This is a genomic window from Sphingosinicellaceae bacterium, from assembly GCA_019285715.1.
Taxonomy (GTDB): Bacteria; Pseudomonadota; Alphaproteobacteria; order Sphingomonadales; family Sphingomonadaceae; genus Glacieibacterium.
The window spans coordinates 3,529,837-3,549,973 of the sequence record CP079108.1 but is presented as its reverse complement, the minus strand read 5'-3'; the positions used below and the strand labels follow the sequence as shown (position 1 = coordinate 3,549,973).

Here is a 20,137-nt window from a genome sequence, read left to right as displayed (position 1 = left end):
CGCCTGTCCCTCCCCCCGAGGGGGGAGGGTAGCAAGTCAGACCGGGCGCAGTTCTTTCGCCATGACTTCCCAGCTCTGGCCCTTGCGGAGCAGCGCGTTGAAGTCCGCGGTCTTGTCGGCGACGACGCGCTCGCGTTGCGCCTCGATGGCGACCTCGAAGCTCGTGACCGGATCGCAGTACAGCACGCCGAGCGCCATCGGGAACGGCCCGAACGGCATGTCGATCAGGAACTGCGCCTGGACGCGGCTGGTCTCGTCGTGGATCAGCACCTGCGCGGTGTCGCCGACCGCGATGTCGACGACCTCGAGCTCCATCGTCGCCGAGTTGAGGCGCAGGCCCTTGCTGCCGCCGGCGAACAGCAAAGGCTGCCCGTGGACGCACCACAACTGGTTGTCCGCGGCGTTCTTCTTCTCGGTGAAGGCGGCGAACACGTCGGCGTTGTAGACGATGCAGTTCTGGAAGATCTCGACGAAGCTGGTGCCCTTGTGCGCGTGGGCGCGCTTCAGGACCTCGGGCATGTTCTTCTGCGCGGTGTCGATGGTGCGGGCGACGAAGCGCGCGCCGGCGCCCATCGCGAAAGCGCAGGGGTGGAGCGGCCGCTCGACCGACCCGAACGGCGTCGTCGGCGAGCGTGTGCCGGTCCGCGAGGTCGGCGAATACTGACCCTTGGTCAGGCCGTAGATCTCGTTGTTGAACAGCAGCACCTGCACGTCGAGGTTGCGCCGCAGCAGGTGGAGCAGGTGGTTGCCGCCGATCGACAGCCCGTCGCCGTCGCCGGTGACGATCCACACGTCGAGCTCGGGATTGGCCAGCTTGATCCCCGTCGCCACCGCCGGCGCGCGGCCGTGGATGGTGTGGAAACCGTAGGTCTCCATGTAATACGGGAAGCGCGACGAGCAGCCGATGCCGCTGACGAACACGGTGTTCTCACGTGCCGTGCCGATGTCGGGCATGGTCCGCTGCACCGCCTTCAGGATCGCATAGTCGCCGCAACCCGGGCACCATCGCACCTCCTGATCGGTCGCCCAGTCGTCGGGCTTGGTCGTCGGCAGCGGGATGGGGGTCATGTCGTTCATGCCAGCAGTCCCTCGATGGCAGCTTCGATCTCGGTAATCTTGAAGGGGTGGCCGCTGACCTTGTTGAGCGGCTTGCAGTCGACCAGATACTGGTCGCGGAGCACGGTCTTGAGCTGGCCGGTATTCATCTCGGGCACCAGCACCTTGTCGTAGCCGCGGAGCAGGTCGCCGAGGTTCGACGGCAGCGGCCAGATGTTGCGGATGTGGATGTGGCTCACGTCCAGCCCGCGCATCCGCGAGCGCTGCACCGCCTTCCGGATCGCGCCGTAAGTCGACCCCCAGCCGACGACTGCGAGCTTGCCACGGCTATTGCCGATCTCTGGCGCCTGCTCTGGGATGTAGCGCGCGATGCCGTCGATCTTGGCCTTGCGGATGTCGGTCATCGCCTGGTGGTTGGCCGGCTCGTAGTTGATGTGGCCGGTGTCGACGGCTTTCTCGATGCCGCCGATGCGGTGCATCATGCCGGGCGTGCCGGGGCGAATCCACGGGCGGCGAAGCGTCTCCGGGTCGCGCTTGTAAGGCAGCACCCGGCCATCGGCGTCAGGACCCTCGGCGAAATCGACCGGGAACGCCTCGAAGTCGGCGCGATCGGGGACGCGCCACGGTTCGGCGGCGTTGGCGATGTAGCCGTCGGTCAGGATCATCACCGGGGTCATGAACTGGGTCGCGATCCGGCACGCCTCGACCGCGACCTCGAAGCAGTCACTCGGGGACCGGGTCGCCAGCACGACCAGCGGTGCGTCGCCGTTGCGGCCATAGACTGCCTGGTACAGATCCGACTGCTCGGTCTTGGTCGGCAGGCCCGTGGACGGCCCGCCGCGCTGCGAGTTGACGATGATCAGCGGCAGCTCGGTGATGATCGCGAGGCCCATCGCCTCGCCTTTGAGCGCGATGCCGGGGCCGGACGAGGAGGTGACGCCCAGCTGCCCGGCATAGCTCGCGCCAATGGCGGAGCAGATCGCGGCGATCTCGTCCTCGGCCTGGAAGGTGGTGACCCCAAACTCCTTGAGCCGGGCCAGATTGTGCAGGATCGGCGAGGCGGGCGTGATCGGGTAGGAGCCGAAGAACATCTCCAGCCCCGCCAGCTTGGCGCCCGCGACGAGGCCGAGCGCCAGCGACTCGCCGCCGGTGACGGTGCGGTAATAGCCCGGCTCGGCCACCGCGGCGTCGACATGATACTGCTTGAGCGGCCCGCCGATCTCGGCCGTCTCACCATAAGCGTGACCGGCGTTGAGCGCGGCGGCGTTGGCCTCGGCGAGCACCGGGTTCTTCGAGAACTTGACGGTCAGCCACTCGATCAGCGGGGCGCGGTCACGGTCGAACATCCACAGCGCGAGGCCGAGCGTCCACATGTTCTTGCAGCGCAGCGCCTCCTTGTTGCCGAGGCCGAAGGGCTTCACCGCCATCAGGGTCTGGGCGCTGATGTCGAAGGCCAGGATCTGCCACTTGGCCAGGCTGCCGTCCTCGAGCGGATTGACCGCATAGCCGGCCTTGGCGAGGTTGCGCGCGCCGAACTCGCCGGTGTCGATGATCGCGAGGCCGCCGGCCTTCAGCGCCCCGACGTTGGTCTTCAGCGCGGCCGGGTTCATCGCGACCAGCACGTCCGGCTCGTCGCCGGCGGTCTCGATGTCGATCGAGCCGAAGTTGATCTGGAAGGCCGAGACTCCGAAGGTCGTGCCCTGCGGCGCGCGGATTTCGGCGGGAAAGTCGGGGAAGGTCGCGAAGTCGTTGCCGCTCAGCGCCGACGACAGGGTGAACTGGCCACCGGTGAGCTGCATGCCGTCCCCGGAATCGCCGGCGAAGCGGACGACGACCGCTTCGGCTTCGGCAGGCTTGTCATTCTGGTTGTCGAAAACGTCACTAAGGGCCGTTGCCATTCACACATCCCAAGGGAGATTAGTCCGCGCCCTCTACGCCTGTCGAAATAGGTGGGCCAAGAAGTTTTGTTAGGGCGACGAATAGCGGGAAGCGACAGTCGCCATCGCAAGAACGCCGCGAACATGGCGTTCGGCGATCGCCAGACGGTCACGACCGTAGCCGCCGCCGAGTGTCGCCGCGACCGGGATACCACGCTGCCGGCAGGTGCGGACGACGTATCCGTCACGCTGCTGCAGGCCTTCGTCGGTCAGCGCCAGCCGCCCGAGCCGGTCGTCGACATGCGGATCGATACCTGCCTGGAACAGCACGAGATCGGGGGCGTGGGCGTCCAGCAGGGCTGGCAACTCGGTGCCGAGTATGGCGAGGTAGTCGTCGTCGCCGATCCCGTCGGGCAGCTCGACGTCACGGTCGGACTGCATCTTGCGGACCGGGAAGTTCTTGGCGGCGTGCATCGAGAAGGTCGCGGCGCGCGGCTCGTCGGCAAAAATCGCGGCGGTGCCGTCGCCCTGGTGGACGTCGAGGTCGACGAACAGGATGCGCTCGACGGCGCCCTCGGCCAGCAGGCGCGCGCCGGCTATGCCGAGGTCGTTGAACACGCAGTAGCCCGCGCCGCCGTCCGGCAGCGCGTGGTGGCTGCCCCCGGCGCTGTTCGCCGCAAAGCCCCGGGCGAGCGCGAGGTGGGCCGCCAGCCAAGTGCCACCGCTGACCAGCCGCGAGCGTCGCGCGATCCGCTCGGTGACCGGGAAGCCGATGCGCCGCTGCCGCTCGGGCGCGAGCGACCCGTCGAAGACCGCGGCAACGTAACTTGGATCGTGGACCGCCTCGATCCAGTCGATCGGCACCGGCTCCGGCTCGTGAAGGTCATAGGCCGCCCCGCTCGCCGCCATCGCCACCATGAACAGCCCGTATTTGTCCATCGGGAAGCTGTGCCCCTCGGGCAGCGGCGCGACATAGTCGGGGTGGTGGACGAGGGCAAAGCTCACACCGCCGACATAGGCGGCGCGGGCCGCCGCCGCCACGCGACCGGTTGCGCCGCCACCCTCTATCTATTGACAAAGTCTTTACCGGCCGGTGCTATGCCCCAATAAAATAAGGCAGGGCCGCGCCGAAACTTCGTAAACTTGGGAGCCCCCATGTCCGACGTTGCCGCGTCTCCAGTTCCTACCGCTGCCAGCCCTGACCCGGCGGCTCCGCGCTCCAGCGGCGGCGTCAGCCTCAAGCAACTGCTGCTCGTGCCCGCGATCATCGTGCCGCTGATTTCCGCGGTGCCGGTATGGTTCGACAAGGGCATGGCGTTTTATAAGGACATCAAGTCGGGCTCGGCGGCCGAGGCCGAGGAGCAGATCAAGGTCGCCAGCCGCAACATCACCTGCCTCAACGCGCCCTACCGCTATTACCAGAGCGCCACCAGCAAGCTGTCGATCGACGGCACCATCTGCAAGACCGGGGATGTCCTGGTCCGTGTTTTCGACGAGCAGAACGAGGGCGCGATCTACTGGGTCCCGGCCGAGCTCCTGCGCGACCGTATCGACTATTCGCGGAGCCGCATCCGCGCCGTGACGCCCGCGGTCACTCCCGCCAGCGCGACCATGTGGTCGTCGCAGGGCAGGGTGTCGCCCTATCTTCGTCCGGCTGTCGCAACCGACGGGTGGCCAGCGCGTGCCAATCCGTACTGGCAGCTGACGCAGATGCAGAACGGGGGATCGGTGACCGTGCTATGCAGCCAGAAGATCGACGACCGCCATATCCGGCAGAGAATCCGCCGCCCGGACGGTTGCTTCGATCAGGTCCTCGACCTTGCCAACGGGGCGGTGGTCAGCCTGACCCCGGCGCCGTGCACATCCTGAAGCGCGCCGGACTCGCCCTGTTGACGATGCTGTTGGGTCCGCCTGTGCCGGGTTTCGCCGAGCCCGCTCCCGAGGGGGCGCCCGCCGCTGCACCGGTGCCGCCGCCGTCCGACTTCGTCAAGATGAACGGCGAACCCAACCTGCCCCAGGGTGCCGATCCGAACGCGCCGCCGCCGCCCAAGAAGCCCAAGCCGCCGAAGAAGCCGCCGCCGCCCAGCGAGCCGAAACCGCTCGCGCCCCAATAAGCGTTCACCGGAGCCGCGACGTCGGTCCGGCCCTTGGCGAGCGCCGCGCGCCGTGCCTATGGTCGCCTCGAACCTCTGGGGAGAGTCGCAACATGGTTTTCGTCCGTCCCGACGTGCGCTCCGTTCTCGACATGGTCGCGGCACAGCCCGGCCCGCAAATGCACGAAGGCACGCCCGAGGCTGCACGCCAGATGATGCGCATGATGGGCCAGATCGCGGAGCTGCCGCGCGGCGACCTTGCTCATGTCGTCGACTTCAAGATCCCGTCGCCGCACGGTCACTCGATACCGGCGCGCGTCTACAGTGCGTCGGCGAATCCCGGTCCCGGACCGGTGGTGGTCTTCTACCACGGCGGCGGCTGGGTCATCGGCGACCTCGAGACCCACGATCCACTGTGTGCCGAGGTGGCGCGCGTCCTGGGCGTCACGGTCGTCAGCGTCGACTATCGCCTTGCTCCTGAGCACCCCTTCCCCGCCGCGACCGAGGACTGCCTCGCCGCGACGCGCTGGCTCGCCGAGACGCCGATGGCGATCGGGCATGTGATTACCGGGCTGATCCCGGCGGGCGACAGTGCCGGCGGCAACCTCGCGGCGGTGATCAGCCAGCAGCTGAGCGGCAAGCTCGCGGTGCCGATCCTCGCGCAGTGGCTGATCTACCCCGGCGTCGACATGGCGGCCCAGGGCGGTTCGATGGACGAGTTCGCCGAAGGTTTCCTGCTGACCCGCGAGGGTATGGGCTGGTTCACCGAACACTACATGGGGGGCAGCGCTGATTTCGGGCACGCCTACGCCTCGCCGTTCGCCTACGACGTCGCCGGGCAGCCTGCTGCGATGGTCTTCACCTGCGGCCTCGACCCGCTCCGCGACCAGGGTCGTGCTTATGCCGCCAAGCTGGTCGGGCAGGGCGTCCGTACCATTTTCCGCGAGGCTGCGGGCCAGATCCACGGCTGCATGAACCTCAGGGCGGCGATCCCGAGCGCGCAGGCCGACCTCCACGGCTGCCTCGCCGACCTCAAGCTGCTGATCGACGAAGCGGTGGCCGCCCTGCCAGTCGTCGTTCAGGCCCAGGCCGCCGAATGAAGCGCCTCGTCGCGCTGTTGTTAGTGGCGTTCGGGGCCTCGGCCGTTGCTGCCGACCCGGGTGCCGACGCAGTCGCCCCGATGGCGCAAGTGACCCGCCAGATGTGGAAGAAGCCCGGCCTCGGCAAGTTGACGACAGTGCAGCAGGTGTGGACGCGAACCGTAGGGTTCGATTTGCCGCGCCCGTTCGTCCCATCCTGGCGGGGCCAGACGACGTCCAGCTTCCTGTTCGAATATGTGCCCGACGGGGAAATGCCGGAACGCTGGACCCGCATGATCACGGTATCCGGCGAGAAAGGTGGCTGGGCTGCACGGATACCCGACAAGGCCCTGGCCAGTGCCGTCTTCGATCGTGGCACGTGTCCCGGACGCGTCTACCGCGACCTCGGCCCCACGATGCAGCCGCCGCTTGCCTATCGTACCGTCGTCATCGGCTGCGGCGCTGAAGGCGGACCCGGCAGCGAGCGCGCCGTGATCGCGGTTTTCCGCGACGACCAGAACATGTGGACCGTCCAGTACGCCGAGCGCGGCGCCGCCACCGCCGGCTTCGAACGACAGGCCGCCGCCAAGCTGAAACGGCTCGCGCCGCTGCTGACCTGCCGCAAGGGCGAAACCGCAGCTGCCTGCAAGGAGACCGGACGTTGACCGATCGCACGCACACGTCCGGGCTGCCCTACCGTGCCGGCGTCGGCATCATGCTGCTGAACGCGGAGGGGCTGGTTTTCGTCGGCCAGCGCCTCGATTCGACGCTGGAGGCGTGGCAGATGCCCCAGGGCGGCATCGACAAGGGCGAGGAGCCGCTCGAGGCGGCGCTGCGCGAGTTGACCGAGGAGACCGGGGTGTCGCCTGATCTCGTCGAGGTCGTCGGCGAGAGCACGGAATGGCTCTACTACGACCTGCCCGACGAGCTGATCGGCACAATCTGGAAGGGCCGCTACTGCGGCCAGCGTCAGAAGTGGTTCGCGATGCGCTTTCTCGGCACCAACGCCGACGTCGATATCGGCACCAAGCATGCCGAGTTCAGCGCCTGGCAATGGGCGGCTCGCGACGAACTCGACTCGCTGATCGTGCCGTTCAAGCGCGACCTCTACACTCAGGTCCTGGCGGCGCTGCCTCCGGTCACCTGACGCGCTGCGGTCGCCCGACTGCCCTGGTCGAGGTCGATGACCGCGTCGACCGTCGCGAGCAGCGCGGCAATGCCGTCATGGAGCGCGATCAGCGTGTCGCGGCTGGCGGCGGGTTTACTGAAACTCGGCGTCCTGAACGGCGACCCGCCCCAGCTCGGCAGCGCCAGCAGCAGGTGGTTGCCGTTCGCCAGCCCCAGCGGCTTGCCGAAACCCGGACGGCGCGCGAGTTGCTTGAAGCGCTCCATGAACGCCGGGGTCAGCAGCGCGCGCGCGCCGATCTGGTCGGTGCCATAGACTTGCCATGCGGCCTCGAACTCGGGGTCCTCGACGCGGACGCGCTGGCGGTCGCCGCGCATCATCCAGTCGCGCACCGTGCCGGCCATACCCTCGTCGGCGATGATCGCGGTGTCGCCGCTGAGCCCGCGCGGCAGGTCGATCTGCGCGATCAGGCCGTTGAACACCGTCCGGCGGTCGTCGCCGCTGCCCTTGTGGAGGGACAGCTCCATGATGCTGACCTGCAGGCCACGGTAGGTGCCGAACAGCTCGTCCACGCAGCTGTGGTCGTCGAAGTCCGCGAAGACGTGCTCGGCGCGGAGCTGAGCGAGGTCGGGGGTGACGGCCTCACGGTACGAGATCGGCCCGAAGCCGGCGGCGAGACGGGGCAGGACGCGATCCTTGTACAGGCGAACGTAGCGCCCGCTCAGCGCCGCGGTGGCCCAGAAATAACCCCCGTGTTGCCTCACGAGAAGATGTTCCCGAGCGGTGATGCCGTTGCCTCACCAGAGTGTTCCCCTACGCCGATCACCAGGCGAGGTCGATTCCCGGTTGATGGGACGCTGTGGAGCGGAGCCGTAGGCGAAGCGGAGCAGCGTCCCATCAACCTTCGACTAGCACCGACACCGGCATCGCCGTATCCGTAGGAGATTCCGCCGCCAGCCCGGAATGAGTGAACACCAGTGCGTGAGCGTATTCGGACCGCCAGACCTTAAGGCGGCGCTGGACGGTACGGATCAGGCCATCGGGATAGTTGTCGGGCCGCTCGACCTGAAGTTTTTCCAGCAGCTCCCTGCCGGTGCGCCACGGCTCGTCCTCGAACCAGCGCTTCAACTGCTCGCTCACCTCGATCAGCGGATCGGGACGGCGACGACCGCGCTTGATGACCGGTTTATTGGATGCAGTCGGTCGCGCTTCACCGCCCTGCCATATCGTTTGCAAGCTGGAGAGGAACGCGTCCAATGGTGGGGCCGCGGGCTGCTCGCTCACCGGTACTGGGCTGACCATGTCGGCAAGGGCGACCAGCCGCTGTTGGGCCGCCCTGATATCGCGCAGCAAGCGGACGGGATCGAGGTCGGCAAAGATCGCACGCACGCGTGTCCGGGTCTTATCAGATACCCGCGGATCGTCGAGCAACCGCTGATAGGGCGTCGCTGGTGCATGATAGCGCTTGCGAACCCGCGCACCGTCGCGGTGCTTCTCGGCCAGCTTGAACGAGGGCTGGAAGAAGTTCACGAACAGGCGCGACGCCGCGTACAGCTCAGCCAGCGCAACGGTCGCCTCCAGCCCCTCGAAGCGACGATAGCCAGCCAGGCGGCGCACGACTGATCCGTTCTTTTGCTCCACCCATGCCTGGTCGTTCTTGCGATAGGGTCGGCAGCGCGTGAACGCGATGTCGGAGGCAGCGCAGTAATCGCGCACCGTCTCGTTGATGAAGACGCTATCGTTGTCAGTGTCGAACCCCAGCAGCGGGAACGGCATCAGCCTGCGCACCTCGCTAAGCACCGCGACGAGCACCGTCTGCTCGCGAACCAGTAGCGGCGCGCACTCAGTCCAGCCGGTCGCGATGTCAGTCAACGTGAACGTCCACGCAAAGCTTCCCTTCGCGACCGGACCGCTGTGCGATACGAGATCGGCTTCGACATACCCCGGTGCCGGATTGTCCCAGTCGTCAAACGTCCTGATCGGTACGCTTTGCCGGAGCGCCGTTCCCGCGACACCACGTCGCCGCGGTTTGCGATTACCGGCCTTTGCGGCGCGAAGCACGCGATCGATCGTTGCCGCGCTCATCTTCGTCAGCTGCGACCTCACCGCCGGCGCCAAGTCCAGATGGCCATGGCGCTCCATCGCCTCCAGCAGGATCGGAATGAGCGGTCGCAATCGCTTGCCGCACAGCCGATCCGCCGCCTCCCAGAGCACGATAAGCGCGGTCCGGGCCGCCTCGTCGTAGATCCGACGCTCGATGCGGACGTTCGCCGTCGTGACCGCGGGGCCCGCCCGCATCAGCCGCATCGCATGCTTGCGGTGAAATCCCGTCACCGCAACGAACTCGTCCAGCACCCGGCCCTTGCTTGCTCGATCAGCCGATCGGTACCGTTCGCTGATCGCAGCGACCAGCTCCGTACGCGTTGCCATGCTCACCGTCCTCATAGCTCGCTCCCGAACAATCTCGAGAGCATTTTAAATGAGGCAACGACCCCCGCCGCGGGAGCAAATCAGGCGAGGCAATGCGCCCCCCATGCCGCCCATGCCGAGATACATCAGAAGTTCGAAGACCCCGTCGGGGTCACCACCGAACTGGTGCATCAGCCAGAATACCACGCCGCCGGCGATGCCGAGCGGCACCCGCCACCGCGCGCGGGCGATCGCCTGTGCGTACAGGTCGACGCGGGTCGCCTCGAGCTCGCCGAGCACGTCCCCCAGTCCCGCCGCGAGCCGATCGCCAAGCGCGGTGTCGATCACCGGCGGGACATCCGGCACCGCGAGTCTCATGCCGAGCCACGCACCGCCCACCGCGACCAGCAGCCCGCCGAACAGGCCAGCGAAGATGCCGGTCATCAGCCCGCCGATGCCGGGCGTCTTGTGGACCGAGGCCATCACCGACGCCACGAATACCGCCACGCCCGCAGCGAGCGCCGAGACCAGCACGACCCGTGCCAGCGCCGGACGGGCAGCGGCGGCAGGCTCGGTCACGGCGCCTACCCCTACAGGTATTTCGCCGCGTCGACCGGGGCGCGGCTGGCTTCGGGGGCTTCGAAGAACGGCGGCGGCGTCGAGGCTCCCGCCAGCCCCGCGAGCAGCGAGCCGGGGAAGATCTGCGTCGCGTTGCGGAGGTCGGTCACGGCGGTGTTGTAGAAGCGCCGGGCAGCGGCGATGTTGGTCTCGACCTCGGTCAGGCCGCGCTGCGCTTCGATCATCGGGCCGTCGGACTTGAGTTGCGGATAAGCCTCGGCGACCGCGAACAGCCTGCCGAGCCCGGCATCGAGCTGGCCCTCGGCGGCGAACTTGGCGGCCGGCTGTGTGGCGCTCGCGGCCTTGGCGCGGAGCGCGGTGATCTCGTCCAGCAGCCCGCGCTCGTGCTCCATGAAGCGCTTGGCGACCGCGAGCAGATTGGGGATCAGGTCGTGGCGCTGGCTGAGCTGGACGTCGACACCCGCCAGCGCTTCGCCGACGCGGTTCCGGCGAGTGACGATGTTGGCGTACCAGGTGTACAGCCCGATCAGCACAGCGCCGACGACGATCCAGCCGATCAGGCCCATGGACGCGACTCCCCGTTACTAGGGCGCAACCTGACCGGTTAAGCCGTTTCGGGCAAGCCTCAGATCAGGCCCGCCAAGGGGCTCGATGGGTCCGCGTAGCGTCGGCGGGCCATGCGTCCGGCGCGGTAAGCCAGCCGGCCGCTCTCGACCGCGAGCTTCATCGCCCGCGCCATCAGGATCGGGTCCTTGGCCTCGGCGATCGCGGTGTTCATCAGCACGCCGGCGCACCCGAGCTCCATTGCCTCCGACGCCTCGGACGCGGTGCCGACGCCGGCATCGACCAGCACCGGCACCGTGGCGCCCTCGACGATCATGCGGATCGTCACCGGGTTCTGGATGCCCAGGCCTGAGCCGATCAGCGAGCCGAGCGGCATGATCGCGCAGGCGCCGAGGTCCTCCAGCTTCTTCGCCGCGATCGGGTCGTCGGCGCAGTAGACCATGACGTCGAAGCCCTCGGCGACCAGCGTCTTGGTCGCGACCAGCGTCTCGGCCATGTCGGGGTACAGGGTCCGCGCTTCGCCGAGCACCTCGAGCTTGACCAGTTTCCAGCCACCCGCCTCGCGCGCCAGCCGCAGCGTCCGCACCGCTTCGTCGGCGTTGAAGCAGCCGGCGGTGTTCGGCAGATAGGTATACTTCTTCGGGTCGATAAAGTCGGTCAGCATTGGCGCATTTCGGTCGGTCACGTTGACCCGGCGGACCGCGACGGTGACGATCTCCGCCCCCGAAGCCTCGACCGCGTCGGCATTCTGGGCATAGTCCTTGTACTTGCCGGTGCCGACGATCAGCCGCGAGCTGAACTTACGGCCCGCGACCTCCCAGCCGTCGCCGTCATCCTGGCCGCCGCCCACGAAATGCACGATCTCGAGCGTGTCGCCGTCACTGAGCGCAGTCTGCGCGAACGCCGACCGTGGCGCGATGCTCAGGTTGCGCTCGACCGCGACCTTCGCCGCATCGAGTCCGAGTTCGCCGAGCAGCGCGGCGATGGTGCTGCCGGTGGCAACGCGGCGGGGCTCGCCGTTGATGATGATGGACAGGGTCATGGGCCTAGAAATGACGGAGGGATGACGGGGCGCGGTTTGGTCCATATAAGCACCGCCGTGAGCGATGCCAGCAACCTCGTGTTCGTCCTGAACGGGCCGAACCTCAATCTGCTGGGGACCCGCGAGCCCGAGATCTATGGCAGCGACACGCTCGACGATATCGCGGCGATGCTCGAGGACCACGGCCAGACGCTGGGCCTGGCGATCGACCTGCGCCAGTCGAACCACGAGGGCCACCTGATCGACTGGATCCACGAGGCCTCGAGCCGCGGCGTCCGCGCCGTGATCCTCAACGCCGGTGGGCTGACCCACACCTCGGTGGCGCTCCGCGACGCGGTGAAGTCCGTCACCACGCCGGTCATCGAAGTCCATCTGTCGAACCCCCATGCGCGGGAAAGCTTTCGCCACCGCAGCCACCTGGCGCCCGTCGCGCGTGGAACCATCGCCGGTTTCGGAGCCTTGGGCTATCGCCTGGCGCTGGACGCGGCTGCGGCATTCTGACACTTGGACGGGATCCACAAATCTTGAGGACCAAATGACCGAGGGCACGGGCATGCAGGTCGACACCGCGCTGGTGCGCGAGCTCGCCGAACTTCTCGACACCACGCAGCTGACCGAGATCGAGGTCACCGACGGCGAACGGCGCATCCGCGTCGTTCGCAAGCCGCCGCAGTATTCCGGGCAGCCCGGACCTTCGGCAGGCAACGTCTGGGCGGTCGCACCGCCGGCCCCGGCCGCTGCGGCAGCCACCCCGGCGGCGGCTGCTGTCGACGACTACAAGACGCATCCGGGGCTGGTCCGCTCGCCGATCGTCGGCACGGCCTATCTGACCGCCGACCCGAGCAGCCCGCCGTTCATCACCGAGGGCAAGGCGGTCAAGGCGGGCGACACACTGCTGATCGTCGAGGCGATGAAGGTGATGAACCCGATCACTGCGCCCCGTGACGGCGTCGTGACGCGCATCTTCATCCAGAGCGAGCAGCCGGTCGAGTACGACGAGCCGCTCGTCATCATCGAATGAACCCGCGGCCGCAGACCATGTTCAAGAAGATCCTGATCGCCAATCGCGGCGAAATCGCGCTCCGGATTCACCGCGCCTGCCGCGAGCTGGGGATCAAGACCGTTGCCGTGCACTCGACCGCAGATGCGGACGCGATGCACGTCCGCATGGCCGACGAGGCGATCTGCATCGGGCCGGCGTCGGCGACCGATTCCTATCTCAACGTGCCGAACATTATCTCGGCGGCGGAAATCTCGCAGTCGGACGCGATCCATCCGGGCTACGGCTTCCTAAGCGAGAACGCGCGCTTCGCCGAGATCGTCGAGGAGCACAACATCGTATGGATCGGGCCGACCCCCGACCACATCCGCCGCATGGGCGACAAGATCGAGGCCAAGCGCACCGCGGCTATGCTCGGCCTGCCGCTGGTCCCCGGTTCCGACGGTCCGGTCGCGAGCGCCGAGGAAGCCATCGCGATCGCCGACACCATCGGCTACCCGGTGCTGGTCAAGGCCGCGTCTGGCGGTGGCGGCCGCGGCATGAAGGTCATCCCCGATGCGGCGAGCGCCCCGGGCCTGATCGCGGCGGCGAAGCAGGAGGCCAAGGCGGCGTTCGGCGACGACACCGTTTACATCGAGAAGTACCTGTCCGAACCGCGGCACATCGAATTCCAGGTTTTCGGCGACGGCAAGGGCGGTGCGATCCACCTCGGCGAGCGCGACTGCTCGCTCCAGCGCCGCCACCAGAAGATGCTCGAGGAAGCTCCGTCGCCCGCGCTGTCGGCGCAGCAGCGCGCCGACATGGGCGAGATCGTCCGCGTTGCCGTCGCCAAGCTCGAATACCGCGGCGCCGGCACGATGGAGTTCCTTTACGAGGACGGGAAATTCTATTTCATCGAGATGAACACCCGGCTCCAGGTCGAGCACCCGGTCACCGAGGCGGTCACCGGCATCGACTTGGTGCGCGAGCAGATCCGCATCGCCGCCGGGCTGCCGCTGTCTGTCACGCAGGAGCAGGTGCGCTTCGAGGGCCACGCCATCGAGTGCCGGATCAACGCCGAGGACCCCGCCACATTCGCGCCGTCGCCGGGCCGGGTGACAGACTATCACGCGCCGGGCGGCCTCCACGTCCGTGTCGATAGCGCGCTGTATGACGGCTACCGCATCCCACCTTATTACGACTCGCTGATCGCCAAGCTGATCGTCTACGGCGCGACCCGCGAGGACGCGATCAACCGGCTGCGGCGCGCCCTCGAGGAGTATGTCATCCACGGCCCCAAGACGACGATCCCGCTCCACCAGGCGTTGATCGAGGATCCCGAGTTCCAGGCCGGCGACTATTCGATCAAGTGGCTGGAGCGCTGGCTAGCCGAGCGCGCGGCGGCGGCGAGCGCGGCCTAGAGCCGGTGGTGCAGCGCGTCGGGCTGCGCGGCCAGCGGCGAGCTATCGTAGCCAGCAAGTAGCGTCGCGACATCGTCGTAAAGTGCGAACGCGCCGGCATCGAACAGCGAGATGTCGGGGAACCGGCCCGAACGAACGGCGATCGTCGGGATTCCGCAGGCTTTCGCCGCCTGGATGTCATAGGGCGTGTCGCCGACGACGATCGCCTCTCCGGCGGTCATCGGGGTGAGCTTGGCCAGTGCCGCCTTGAATATATCGGGCGCGGGTTTGGTGTGTTCGACATCGTGGGCGCTGGTCGTGGCGGTGACCAGATCGTGCGCGTCGAGCAGGTCGAGATAGTGTTCTACCTCGGCCATCGATGCCGACGACGCCAGCACGATGCGCTGTCCGGCGCGGTGGACCCGAACGAGTAGCTGGCGCGCACCCGCGAATGGCCGGATAGCATCGAGGTATTTGTCCTTGAAGATCTTGCCCGAGGCCTCGCCAAGAGCGTCCGCCAACTCCGCGTCGGCCCACGGTATCAGGGCGGGAACCAAGCCGTCGGCACCCTTGCCGATCTGGTTGTGGATCATGCCCCGCCGGAACGTGTAGCCGGCGGCGCGAAACGCCTCGTCCCACGCCGCGACGTGCTGGTCATTGCTGTCGACGAGGGTCCCGTCGAGATCGAACAGGACGGCGCGGATCGGCATTGCAGGGCTCCCGGTTGAGCTCGCCAACCAGCGCCGACGTCAGCGGTTCCGCGTGGCGGCCTCAGGCATAGCGGTCGGTCGCGTCCACCAGCCGCGACTGGATGCCGGGCTCGTCCCAGGCATGGCCGGCCCCCTCGACGAGGTGGAAGTCGGCGCGCGGCCATGCCTTGTGCAGCGCCCACGCGTAGCGCACCGGGCACGGCATGTCGTAGCGGCCCTGGACAATCGTGCCGGGGATGTCCGCCAGCCGCCCGGCATCGCGGAGTAACTGGTCCGGCTCGAGCCAGCAGTCGTGCACGAAAAAGTGCGTCTCCAGCCGCGCGAAAGCGACCGCGAAATGCCCGTCGTCGTGGTGCGCCGACTTCTCGGCATCGGGCAGCAGTGTGATGGTCTCACCCTCCCACAGGCTCCACGCCCGCGCGGCCGCGACCTGCACCGCGAGGTCGTCGCCGGTAAGGCGGCGGTGGTAGGCGTGGAGCAGGTCGCCGTGCTCGGCCTCGGGAATGGGGGCAAGGAATCGCTCCCACTTGTCGGGGAACATCTCCGACACGCCGAACTGGTAGTACCAGTCGATCTCCGGCTTGGTGCACGTATAGACGCCGCGCAGGATCAGCTCGGTGACGCGCTCCGGCTGCGTCTCGGCATAGGCCAGTGCCAGCGTCGAGCCCCACGAGCCGCCGAACACCAGCCAGCGTTCGACCCCCGCCAACCGGCGGAAGCGCTCGATGTCTGCGACCAGGTGCCAGGTCGTGTTGGCCTCGAGCCCTGCATGCGGCGTCGAGCGGCCGCAGCCGCGCTGCTCGAACAGCAGCACGTCGTAGCGCGCGGGATCGAACAATCGACGATGCTCGGGCGAGATGCCGGCACCCGGCCCACCGTGGAGAAACACCGCGGGCTTGGCTCCGGGCGTGCCGCTGCGCTCGTAATAGAGGACATGGCCGTCGCCGACGTCGAGGGTGCCGGTCTCGTATGGCTCGATCGGCGGGTAGAGGCTGCCCATCAGAATGCGCCTGCCGCGCCGGGGAAGACCACCGGGCTCGCCGAGCCGTCCGCTGCCACCGCCGACACCCCGAAGAACCAGCTGTCGATGTCGATGCCCTTGAGGGTCAGCGTCGTCGCAGCACCGGCGTCGCGGCTGAACTGCCAGCGCGGCGCGTCGGTCTTGCGCCACCACACGACATAGCGCGCCGCGCCCGGCACCGCCTGCCACTTGAGGACCGTGTCCGGTGTCACCGCACCCTCGATGGTCACACCCGAGGGCGGCGCGGGAGCAGCAGCGAGCGCGGCAAGCGCGGCGACGTTGAGGCGCGTCACCTTCGCCAGATACCCGAAGTCGACCCCGTCGATGGTGTCGCCGTAGCGCCGGCCGTTTTCGACGCGGACGTTCTGATGCTGGCGGTCGTAGTTCTCCTGGCGCTCGGTGATGCGGACTGCGGGATAGCCCGCCTCGAGCATCGGCACCTGGTCGCCGCCGCGGCTGTAGCGGTCGGTGCGGTAGACCATTTCGACGGTGATCCCGGCCTTCGGCCCAAGCGCCTCGACGAACCGTGCGAGGTTCCGCGCCGGGCTGTCGACCTCGCCGCCGTTGTAGCGTCGGCTGGTGGCCTGGTCCGGAGTCTCGGTGGCGCGTGTGCCCTCCGCGAAGACGCGCACGGTGCGGTCGTCCTTGGCCCCGCCGGAGCCGTGGGTATTGCCGACGATGTCGTTGTTGAGCACTGCCTCGACCTTCCAGCCGCGCGCCTTGGCGGTCGCCGCCAGCAATTTGCCGCCGTACAGGCCCTGCTCCTCGCCCGACAGTACCGCGTAGACAATGGTCGCGGCGAACTTGCGACCCGAAAGGACCCGCGCCGCCTCGATCACCGCCGCCGTGCCCGATCCGTCGTCGTTCGCGCCGGGGGCGTCGCCGGTTGCATCGAGTGCGTCGGTGTTGCGGCTGTCGATATGCCCGGAGATGATGACGACGCGCTCCGGATCGCTGGTGCCGCGCTGGACGGCGAGGACGTCGACCAGCCGGGTCGGCGTCGCGATGCGCTTGCCCTCGACGATCTGCTCGGGCTGCTCGATGGTCAGGCAGCCGCCGCATTTCGCCGCGATCTCCGCGAAGCTCGCAGCCGCGTAGGTTCGTGCCGCGCCGATGCCGCGGGTCGGCGAGGCTTGGTCCGACATGGTGTGGCGGGTCCCGAAGCCGACGAGGTGCTCGATCGTCGCGCGGAGCTCGACGGGTGAAACCGCCGGTGCCGCGCCGCTGGCCGCACTCGCGACCAGCCCAAGCCCAAGAACCGCAATCCGACGCATCTTCCACTCCGCTGAAACGTAATGGACAGTGACGCCAAGCCGGTGAGCGGGCAAGCCGGGAGCAGCAATGCAGACAATCACACGCCGCAGCGTCATCGGGATCGGCCTTGCGCTCGTCGGCACCGCGTTGCTCGCCAGCTGTTCGAGCCTCGGCACGCTCCGCACCCTGAACGACCTGACGCCCGGCGACGGCGGCACCAGCAAGGTCGGCGACGGGGTCGCGTACGGCATCGACCCGCTCCAGCGCCTCGACGTCTATGCACCCAGGGACGCGAGCAACGCCCGCGTCATCGTGTTCTTCTATGGCGGCAGCTGGGCGACCGGCAGCCGCGACGGCTATGGCTTTGTCGGCCATGCGCTGGCGGCGCGCGGCTTCGTCGTCGTCGTGCCCGACTACCGCAAGGTGCCTGCAGTGCACTTTCCGGCCTTCGTCGACGACGGCGCGGCGGCAATGGCGTGGGTTCGCGCCAACGTCGGGCGTTACGGCGGCGACCCGGCGCGGGTCGCGGTCGCAGGTCACTCTGCGGGTGCCTACATCGCCGCGATGCTGGCGCTGGAGCCGGGGCGCGTGCCGCCGGGCAGCATCAAGGCCTTCGTCGGATTGGCTGGCCCCTACGACTTCTACCCGTTCGAACCCGGCGGGTCGGCGGAGGCCGCGTTCGGGCGCAACAGCGACCCCAGGGTCAACCAGCCGATCAGCTTTGCCAGCGCCGCCGCGCCGCCTTCGCTGCTGCTGACCGGCCATGACGACACCACGGTCAAGCCGCGCAACGCCACGTCGCTGGCCGCAAAGTTGAAGGCGGCAGGGGCTTCGGCGCAGGTCATCGACTATCCGGGCATTGGCCACATCGGACTGTTGCTGGCGCTGTCGAAGCCGTTCCGAGGCAAGGCTCCGGCGCTGGACGACATGACGAAGTTCCTCGACCCTACGCTCTGAGGGGCGCCCGAAAACAAGGGTCGCGCCCGGTTGCCGTGCACGTTAAGCTCCCGGGAAAAGACCTTGGGAGACAGTTGGATGGCCGAGCCTTTCACCGACGACGACGCGAGCATCCGTGCCGCGCTCGAAGCGGCACATATCCCGGCGCTGCTCGCCAGCCTCATCCATTTCACCGGAAACGCCGACCATCTCGACGGCTTCGACCCGCCCGCGACCGGCCTGAGCGCGCTCGGCGACGAGAACGGCGGCATCCCCACAGACCAGCAGGCACGCGCCCGCGACCTTGCCCTCGTACACCTGAGCCGGTGGCGCGATGCCGGTTTCCCGGAACTGCCCCGGCCCACGGCAGCCGCTGTCGAGCGCGCGCTGAACTACGTCGCCGGCGGTGACGTGCCCGCCGCCTATCACGACTTCCTGACCGACGAACTCCACCTCGACGGCCTGCCCCTGGCCTCGCGCGTCGTCATCGACGCGCCGACGGCGACCAAGGCCGAATGGCCGGTCGTGATCGTCGGTGCCGGAATGTCGGGCCTGCTCGCGGGCATCGCGCTGAAGCAGGCGGGGGTGCCGTTCACCATTGTCGAGGCCCGCGACAAGGTCGGCGGGACATGGTGGGCGAACCGCTATCCCGGTGTCCGCGTCGACACCCCGAATCACCTCTACAGCTACTCGTTCGAGCCTGCACACGAATGGCCGTACCGCTATTCGACCGGTGACGTGCTGCAGGATTATTTCGAGCGCATCAGCGCGAAATACGACCTCGCCGCGCACATCCGCTTCAACACCAAGGTCGCGTCGGCGGTCTGGGACGGCAGCGCGTGGGCGGTCGAACTGGTCGGCGGCGAGACCCTGCGCGCCCGCGCCGTGATCAGCGCGGTCGGGCAGCTGAACCGGCCGAAGCTGCCCGACCTGCCCGGCATCGGCAGCTTCGCGGGGACAGCCTTTCACTCGGCGGAATGGCGAGCCGACGTCGACCTCAAGGGCAAGCGCGTCGCGGTCATCGGCACCGGCGCGTCGGCGTTCCAGATCGTGCCCGAGATCGCCGCCGACGTCGCTAGCCTGAGCATCTTCCAGCGCACGCCGCCGTGGCTTCTGCCCCAGCCGGCGTATCACGACGCGGTCGCGCACGAAAAGCGCTGGCTGCTCCGCCACGCGCCGTTCTACGCCAAGTGGTACCGCTTCGCCTTGTTCTGGTCGCTGACCGAGTTCCTGCTGCCGGCGGTGTCGCACGAGGAGGGCTGGAACGAACCCGGCTCGCTGTCGCCGGCGAATGCTGGCCTGCGGGCAATGCTCGAGGCGAGCCTGGCGTCGCAATACGAGGACCGGCCTGACCTGCTTGCCAAGCTCGTCCCGACCTATGCCCCCGGTGGCAAGCGCATGCTGGTCGACAACGGCGTCTGGGCAGCGGCGCTCAAGCAGCCGAACGTCGAGTTGATCACCGATCCGGTCGCCGCAGTCGAGCCGACGGGCGTGCGGCTGGCGTCCGGGCGGTTGATCGAGGCGGACGTGCTGATCTACGCGACCGGCTTCACGGCGTCGGAATTCCTGATGCCGATGCGGGTCACCGGCGAAGCCGGCCGCGACCTCCACGCTGAGTGGGCCGGCGACGCACGCGCCTATCTCGGAATGACCGTGCCGGGCTTCCCGAACTTCTTCATGCTCTACGGTCCGAACACCAACATTGTCGTCAACGGCTCGATCGTGTTCTTCTCGGAGGCGAGTGTGAACTACATCCTCGGCTGCCTGAAGTTGCTGATCGAGGGCGGCGGGACGGCGTTGGCTCCCAAGCGCGCGGTCCACGACGCCTTTAACCTGCGGGTCGATGCGGCGAACGCGAAGATGGCTTGGGGCGTGTCGGGCGTGTCGAGCTGGTACAAGGCGAAGTCCGGGCGGGTGGCCCAAAACTGGCCGTTTGCCCTAGTCGACTATTGGAGCGCGACGCGGGCGCCCGACCCGGCGGAATTCGAGCTGAGCTAGTCCACACAGCAAAA

General features: G+C 67.9%; 20 protein-coding genes. 9 read left to right on the top strand and 11 right to left on the bottom strand.

What is annotated here, in order from left to right; all coding sequences use genetic code 11:
- Positions 1–36: 36 nt before the first annotated feature.
- The 3 genes from KX816_16215 to KX816_16205 all read right to left on the bottom strand — a co-directional run bounded on the left by KX816_16215 (position 37) and on the right by KX816_16205 (position 3,872).
- Positions 37–1,077 (bottom strand): 2-oxoacid:ferredoxin oxidoreductase subunit beta, encoded by a 1,041-nt coding sequence (locus KX816_16215; GenBank protein ID QXQ05743.1) that lies wholly within the window; start codon positions 1,075–1,077, stop codon positions 37–39.
- Positions 1,074–2,954 carry a 2-oxoacid:acceptor oxidoreductase subunit alpha gene (locus KX816_16210; GenBank protein ID QXQ05742.1) on the bottom strand — a complete coding sequence of 627 codons (1,881 nt, stop codon included), beginning with the start codon at positions 2,952–2,954 and terminating at the stop codon, positions 1,074–1,076. The genes KX816_16215 and KX816_16210 overlap by 4 nt, the downstream gene beginning before the upstream one ends.
- 69 nt (positions 2,955–3,023) lie before the next feature.
- On the bottom strand, positions 3,024–3,872 hold the full coding sequence (locus KX816_16205; GenBank protein QXQ08625.1) for a histone deacetylase: 849 nt from the start codon (positions 3,870–3,872) through the stop codon (positions 3,024–3,026).
- A 216-nt stretch (positions 3,873–4,088) separates the two neighbouring features.
- Between KX816_16205 and KX816_16200 the strand changes: the two genes are divergently transcribed.
- From KX816_16200 to KX816_16185, 4 genes are all read left to right on the top strand, one after another.
- The gene (locus tag KX816_16200) at positions 4,089–4,802 is read left to right on the top strand and encodes a hypothetical protein (GenBank protein QXQ05741.1); all 714 of its coding nucleotides are present in this window, start codon (positions 4,089–4,091) and stop codon (positions 4,800–4,802) included.
- Positions 4,790–5,047, top strand: coding sequence for a hypothetical protein (locus KX816_16195; GenBank protein QXQ05740.1), 258 nt, complete (start codon positions 4,790–4,792; stop codon positions 5,045–5,047). The genes KX816_16200 and KX816_16195 overlap by 13 nt, the downstream gene beginning before the upstream one ends.
- A gap of 92 nt (positions 5,048–5,139) precedes the next feature.
- Complete coding sequence (locus KX816_16190) at positions 5,140–6,126, top strand: alpha/beta hydrolase (GenBank protein ID QXQ05739.1); 987 nt, start codon at positions 5,140–5,142, stop codon at positions 6,124–6,126.
- Between the two features lie 502 nt (positions 6,127–6,628).
- Positions 6,629–7,252, top strand: a complete 624-nt coding sequence (locus KX816_16185; GenBank protein QXQ05738.1) for an RNA pyrophosphohydrolase — start codon at positions 6,629–6,631, stop codon at positions 7,250–7,252.
- On the opposite strand, the gene KX816_16180 is transcribed toward KX816_16185, so the two are convergent.
- The 5 genes from KX816_16180 to thiS form a co-directional block, all read right to left on the bottom strand.
- A complete protein-coding gene (locus tag KX816_16180) occupies positions 7,219–7,995 on the bottom strand; it encodes a DUF3137 domain-containing protein (GenBank protein ID QXQ05737.1) in 777 nt (258 codons plus the stop codon). The genes KX816_16185 and KX816_16180 overlap by 34 nt on opposite strands.
- A 133-nt stretch (positions 7,996–8,128) precedes the next feature.
- Positions 8,129–9,676, bottom strand: coding sequence for a DDE-type integrase/transposase/recombinase (locus KX816_16175; protein QXQ05736.1), 1,548 nt, complete (start codon positions 9,674–9,676; stop codon positions 8,129–8,131).
- 30 nt (positions 9,677–9,706) lie between these two features.
- Positions 9,707–10,219, bottom strand: a complete 513-nt coding sequence (locus tag KX816_16170; GenBank protein QXQ05735.1) for a hypothetical protein — start codon at positions 10,217–10,219, stop codon at positions 9,707–9,709.
- Between the two features lie 11 nt (positions 10,220–10,230).
- Entirely contained in the window at positions 10,231–10,785 is a 555-nt protein-coding gene (locus tag KX816_16165; protein ID QXQ05734.1) for a LemA family protein, read from the bottom strand.
- Between the two features lie 59 nt (positions 10,786–10,844).
- A complete protein-coding gene (gene thiS, locus KX816_16160) occupies positions 10,845–11,870 on the bottom strand; it encodes a sulfur carrier protein ThiS (protein QXQ05733.1) in 1,026 nt (341 codons plus the stop codon).
- Here thiS and aroQ point away from each other — a divergent pair.
- The 3 genes from aroQ to accC are packed head-to-tail and all read left to right on the top strand — an operon-like array spanning position 11,847 to position 14,225.
- Positions 11,847–12,326, top strand: coding sequence for a type II 3-dehydroquinate dehydratase (aroQ, locus tag KX816_16155; protein QXQ05732.1), 480 nt, complete (start codon positions 11,847–11,849; stop codon positions 12,324–12,326). The two genes, thiS and aroQ, sit on opposite strands and share 24 nt — an antisense overlap.
- Positions 12,327–12,360: 34 nt before the next feature.
- Positions 12,361–12,846 (top strand): acetyl-CoA carboxylase, biotin carboxyl carrier protein, encoded by a 486-nt coding sequence (locus tag KX816_16150; protein QXQ05731.1) that lies wholly within the window; start codon positions 12,361–12,363, stop codon positions 12,844–12,846.
- A gap of 17 nt (positions 12,847–12,863) precedes the next feature.
- The gene (accC, locus tag KX816_16145; protein QXQ05730.1) at positions 12,864–14,225 is read left to right on the top strand and encodes an acetyl-CoA carboxylase biotin carboxylase subunit; all 1,362 of its coding nucleotides are present in this window, start codon (positions 12,864–12,866) and stop codon (positions 14,223–14,225) included.
- Here accC and KX816_16140 read toward each other — a convergent pair.
- From KX816_16140 to KX816_16130, 3 genes are all read right to left on the bottom strand, one after another.
- Positions 14,222–14,914, bottom strand: coding sequence for an HAD family hydrolase (locus KX816_16140; protein QXQ05729.1), 693 nt, complete (start codon positions 14,912–14,914; stop codon positions 14,222–14,224). The genes accC and KX816_16140 overlap by 4 nt on opposite strands.
- Positions 14,915–14,975: 61 nt before the next feature.
- Positions 14,976–15,914: a prolyl aminopeptidase gene (gene pip, locus KX816_16135; GenBank protein QXQ05728.1), complete on the bottom strand. Its 939-nt coding sequence runs from the start codon at positions 15,912–15,914 to the stop codon at positions 14,976–14,978.
- Complete coding sequence (locus KX816_16130) at positions 15,914–17,209, bottom strand: M20/M25/M40 family metallo-hydrolase (protein QXQ05727.1); 1,296 nt, start codon at positions 17,207–17,209, stop codon at positions 15,914–15,916. Before KX816_16130 ends, pip begins: the two co-directional genes overlap by 1 nt.
- A gap of 67 nt (positions 17,210–17,276) precedes the next feature.
- Here KX816_16130 and KX816_16125 point away from each other — a divergent pair, with 67 nt between their 5' ends.
- Together KX816_16125 and KX816_16120 are read left to right on the top strand one after the other, a co-directional pair.
- Positions 17,277–18,146, top strand: a complete 870-nt coding sequence (locus KX816_16125; GenBank protein ID QXQ05726.1) for an alpha/beta hydrolase — start codon at positions 17,277–17,279, stop codon at positions 18,144–18,146.
- Positions 18,147–18,224: 78 nt separating this feature from the next.
- On the top strand, positions 18,225–20,123 hold the full coding sequence (locus KX816_16120; protein QXQ05725.1) for an NAD(P)-binding domain-containing protein: 1,899 nt from the start codon (positions 18,225–18,227) through the stop codon (positions 20,121–20,123).
- The last annotated feature ends 14 nt before the right edge of the window (positions 20,124–20,137 follow it).

What these genes read in the sequence shown, in the direction of transcription:
- KX816_16215 (QXQ05743.1), bottom strand. Translation starts at nt 1,077, where the DNA reads ATGAACGACATGACCCCCATCCCGCTGCCGACGACCAAGCCCGACGAC.
- KX816_16210 (QXQ05742.1), bottom strand. Translation starts at nt 2,954, where the DNA reads ATGGCAACGGCCCTTAGTGACGTTTTCGACAACCAGAATGACAAGCCT.
- KX816_16205 (QXQ08625.1), bottom strand. Translation starts at nt 3,872, where the DNA reads ATGGACAAATACGGGCTGTTCATGGTGGCGATGGCGGCGAGCGGGGCG.
- KX816_16200 (QXQ05741.1), top strand. Translation starts at nt 4,089, where the DNA reads ATGTCCGACGTTGCCGCGTCTCCAGTTCCTACCGCTGCCAGCCCTGAC.
- KX816_16190 (QXQ05739.1), top strand. Translation starts at nt 5,140, where the DNA reads ATGGTTTTCGTCCGTCCCGACGTGCGCTCCGTTCTCGACATGGTCGCG.
- KX816_16175 (QXQ05736.1), bottom strand. Translation starts at nt 9,676, where the DNA reads ATGAGGACGGTGAGCATGGCAACGCGTACGGAGCTGGTCGCTGCGATC.
- KX816_16165 (QXQ05734.1), bottom strand. Translation starts at nt 10,785, where the DNA reads ATGGGCCTGATCGGCTGGATCGTCGTCGGCGCTGTGCTGATCGGGCTG.
- aroQ (QXQ05732.1), top strand. Translation starts at nt 11,847, where the DNA reads ATGACGGGGCGCGGTTTGGTCCATATAAGCACCGCCGTGAGCGATGCC.
- thiS (QXQ05733.1), bottom strand. Translation starts at nt 11,870, where the DNA reads ATGGACCAAACCGCGCCCCGTCATCCCTCCGTCATTTCTAGGCCCATG.
- KX816_16150 (QXQ05731.1), top strand. Translation starts at nt 12,361, where the DNA reads ATGACCGAGGGCACGGGCATGCAGGTCGACACCGCGCTGGTGCGCGAG.
- accC (QXQ05730.1), top strand. Translation starts at nt 12,864, where the DNA reads ATGTTCAAGAAGATCCTGATCGCCAATCGCGGCGAAATCGCGCTCCGG.
- KX816_16140 (QXQ05729.1), bottom strand. Translation starts at nt 14,914, where the DNA reads ATGCCGATCCGCGCCGTCCTGTTCGATCTCGACGGGACCCTCGTCGAC.
- pip (QXQ05728.1), bottom strand. Translation starts at nt 15,914, where the DNA reads ATGGGCAGCCTCTACCCGCCGATCGAGCCATACGAGACCGGCACCCTC.
- KX816_16130 (QXQ05727.1), bottom strand. Translation starts at nt 17,209, where the DNA reads ATGCGTCGGATTGCGGTTCTTGGGCTTGGGCTGGTCGCGAGTGCGGCC.
- KX816_16125 (QXQ05726.1), top strand. Translation starts at nt 17,277, where the DNA reads ATGCAGACAATCACACGCCGCAGCGTCATCGGGATCGGCCTTGCGCTC.
- KX816_16120 (QXQ05725.1), top strand. Translation starts at nt 18,225, where the DNA reads ATGGCCGAGCCTTTCACCGACGACGACGCGAGCATCCGTGCCGCGCTC.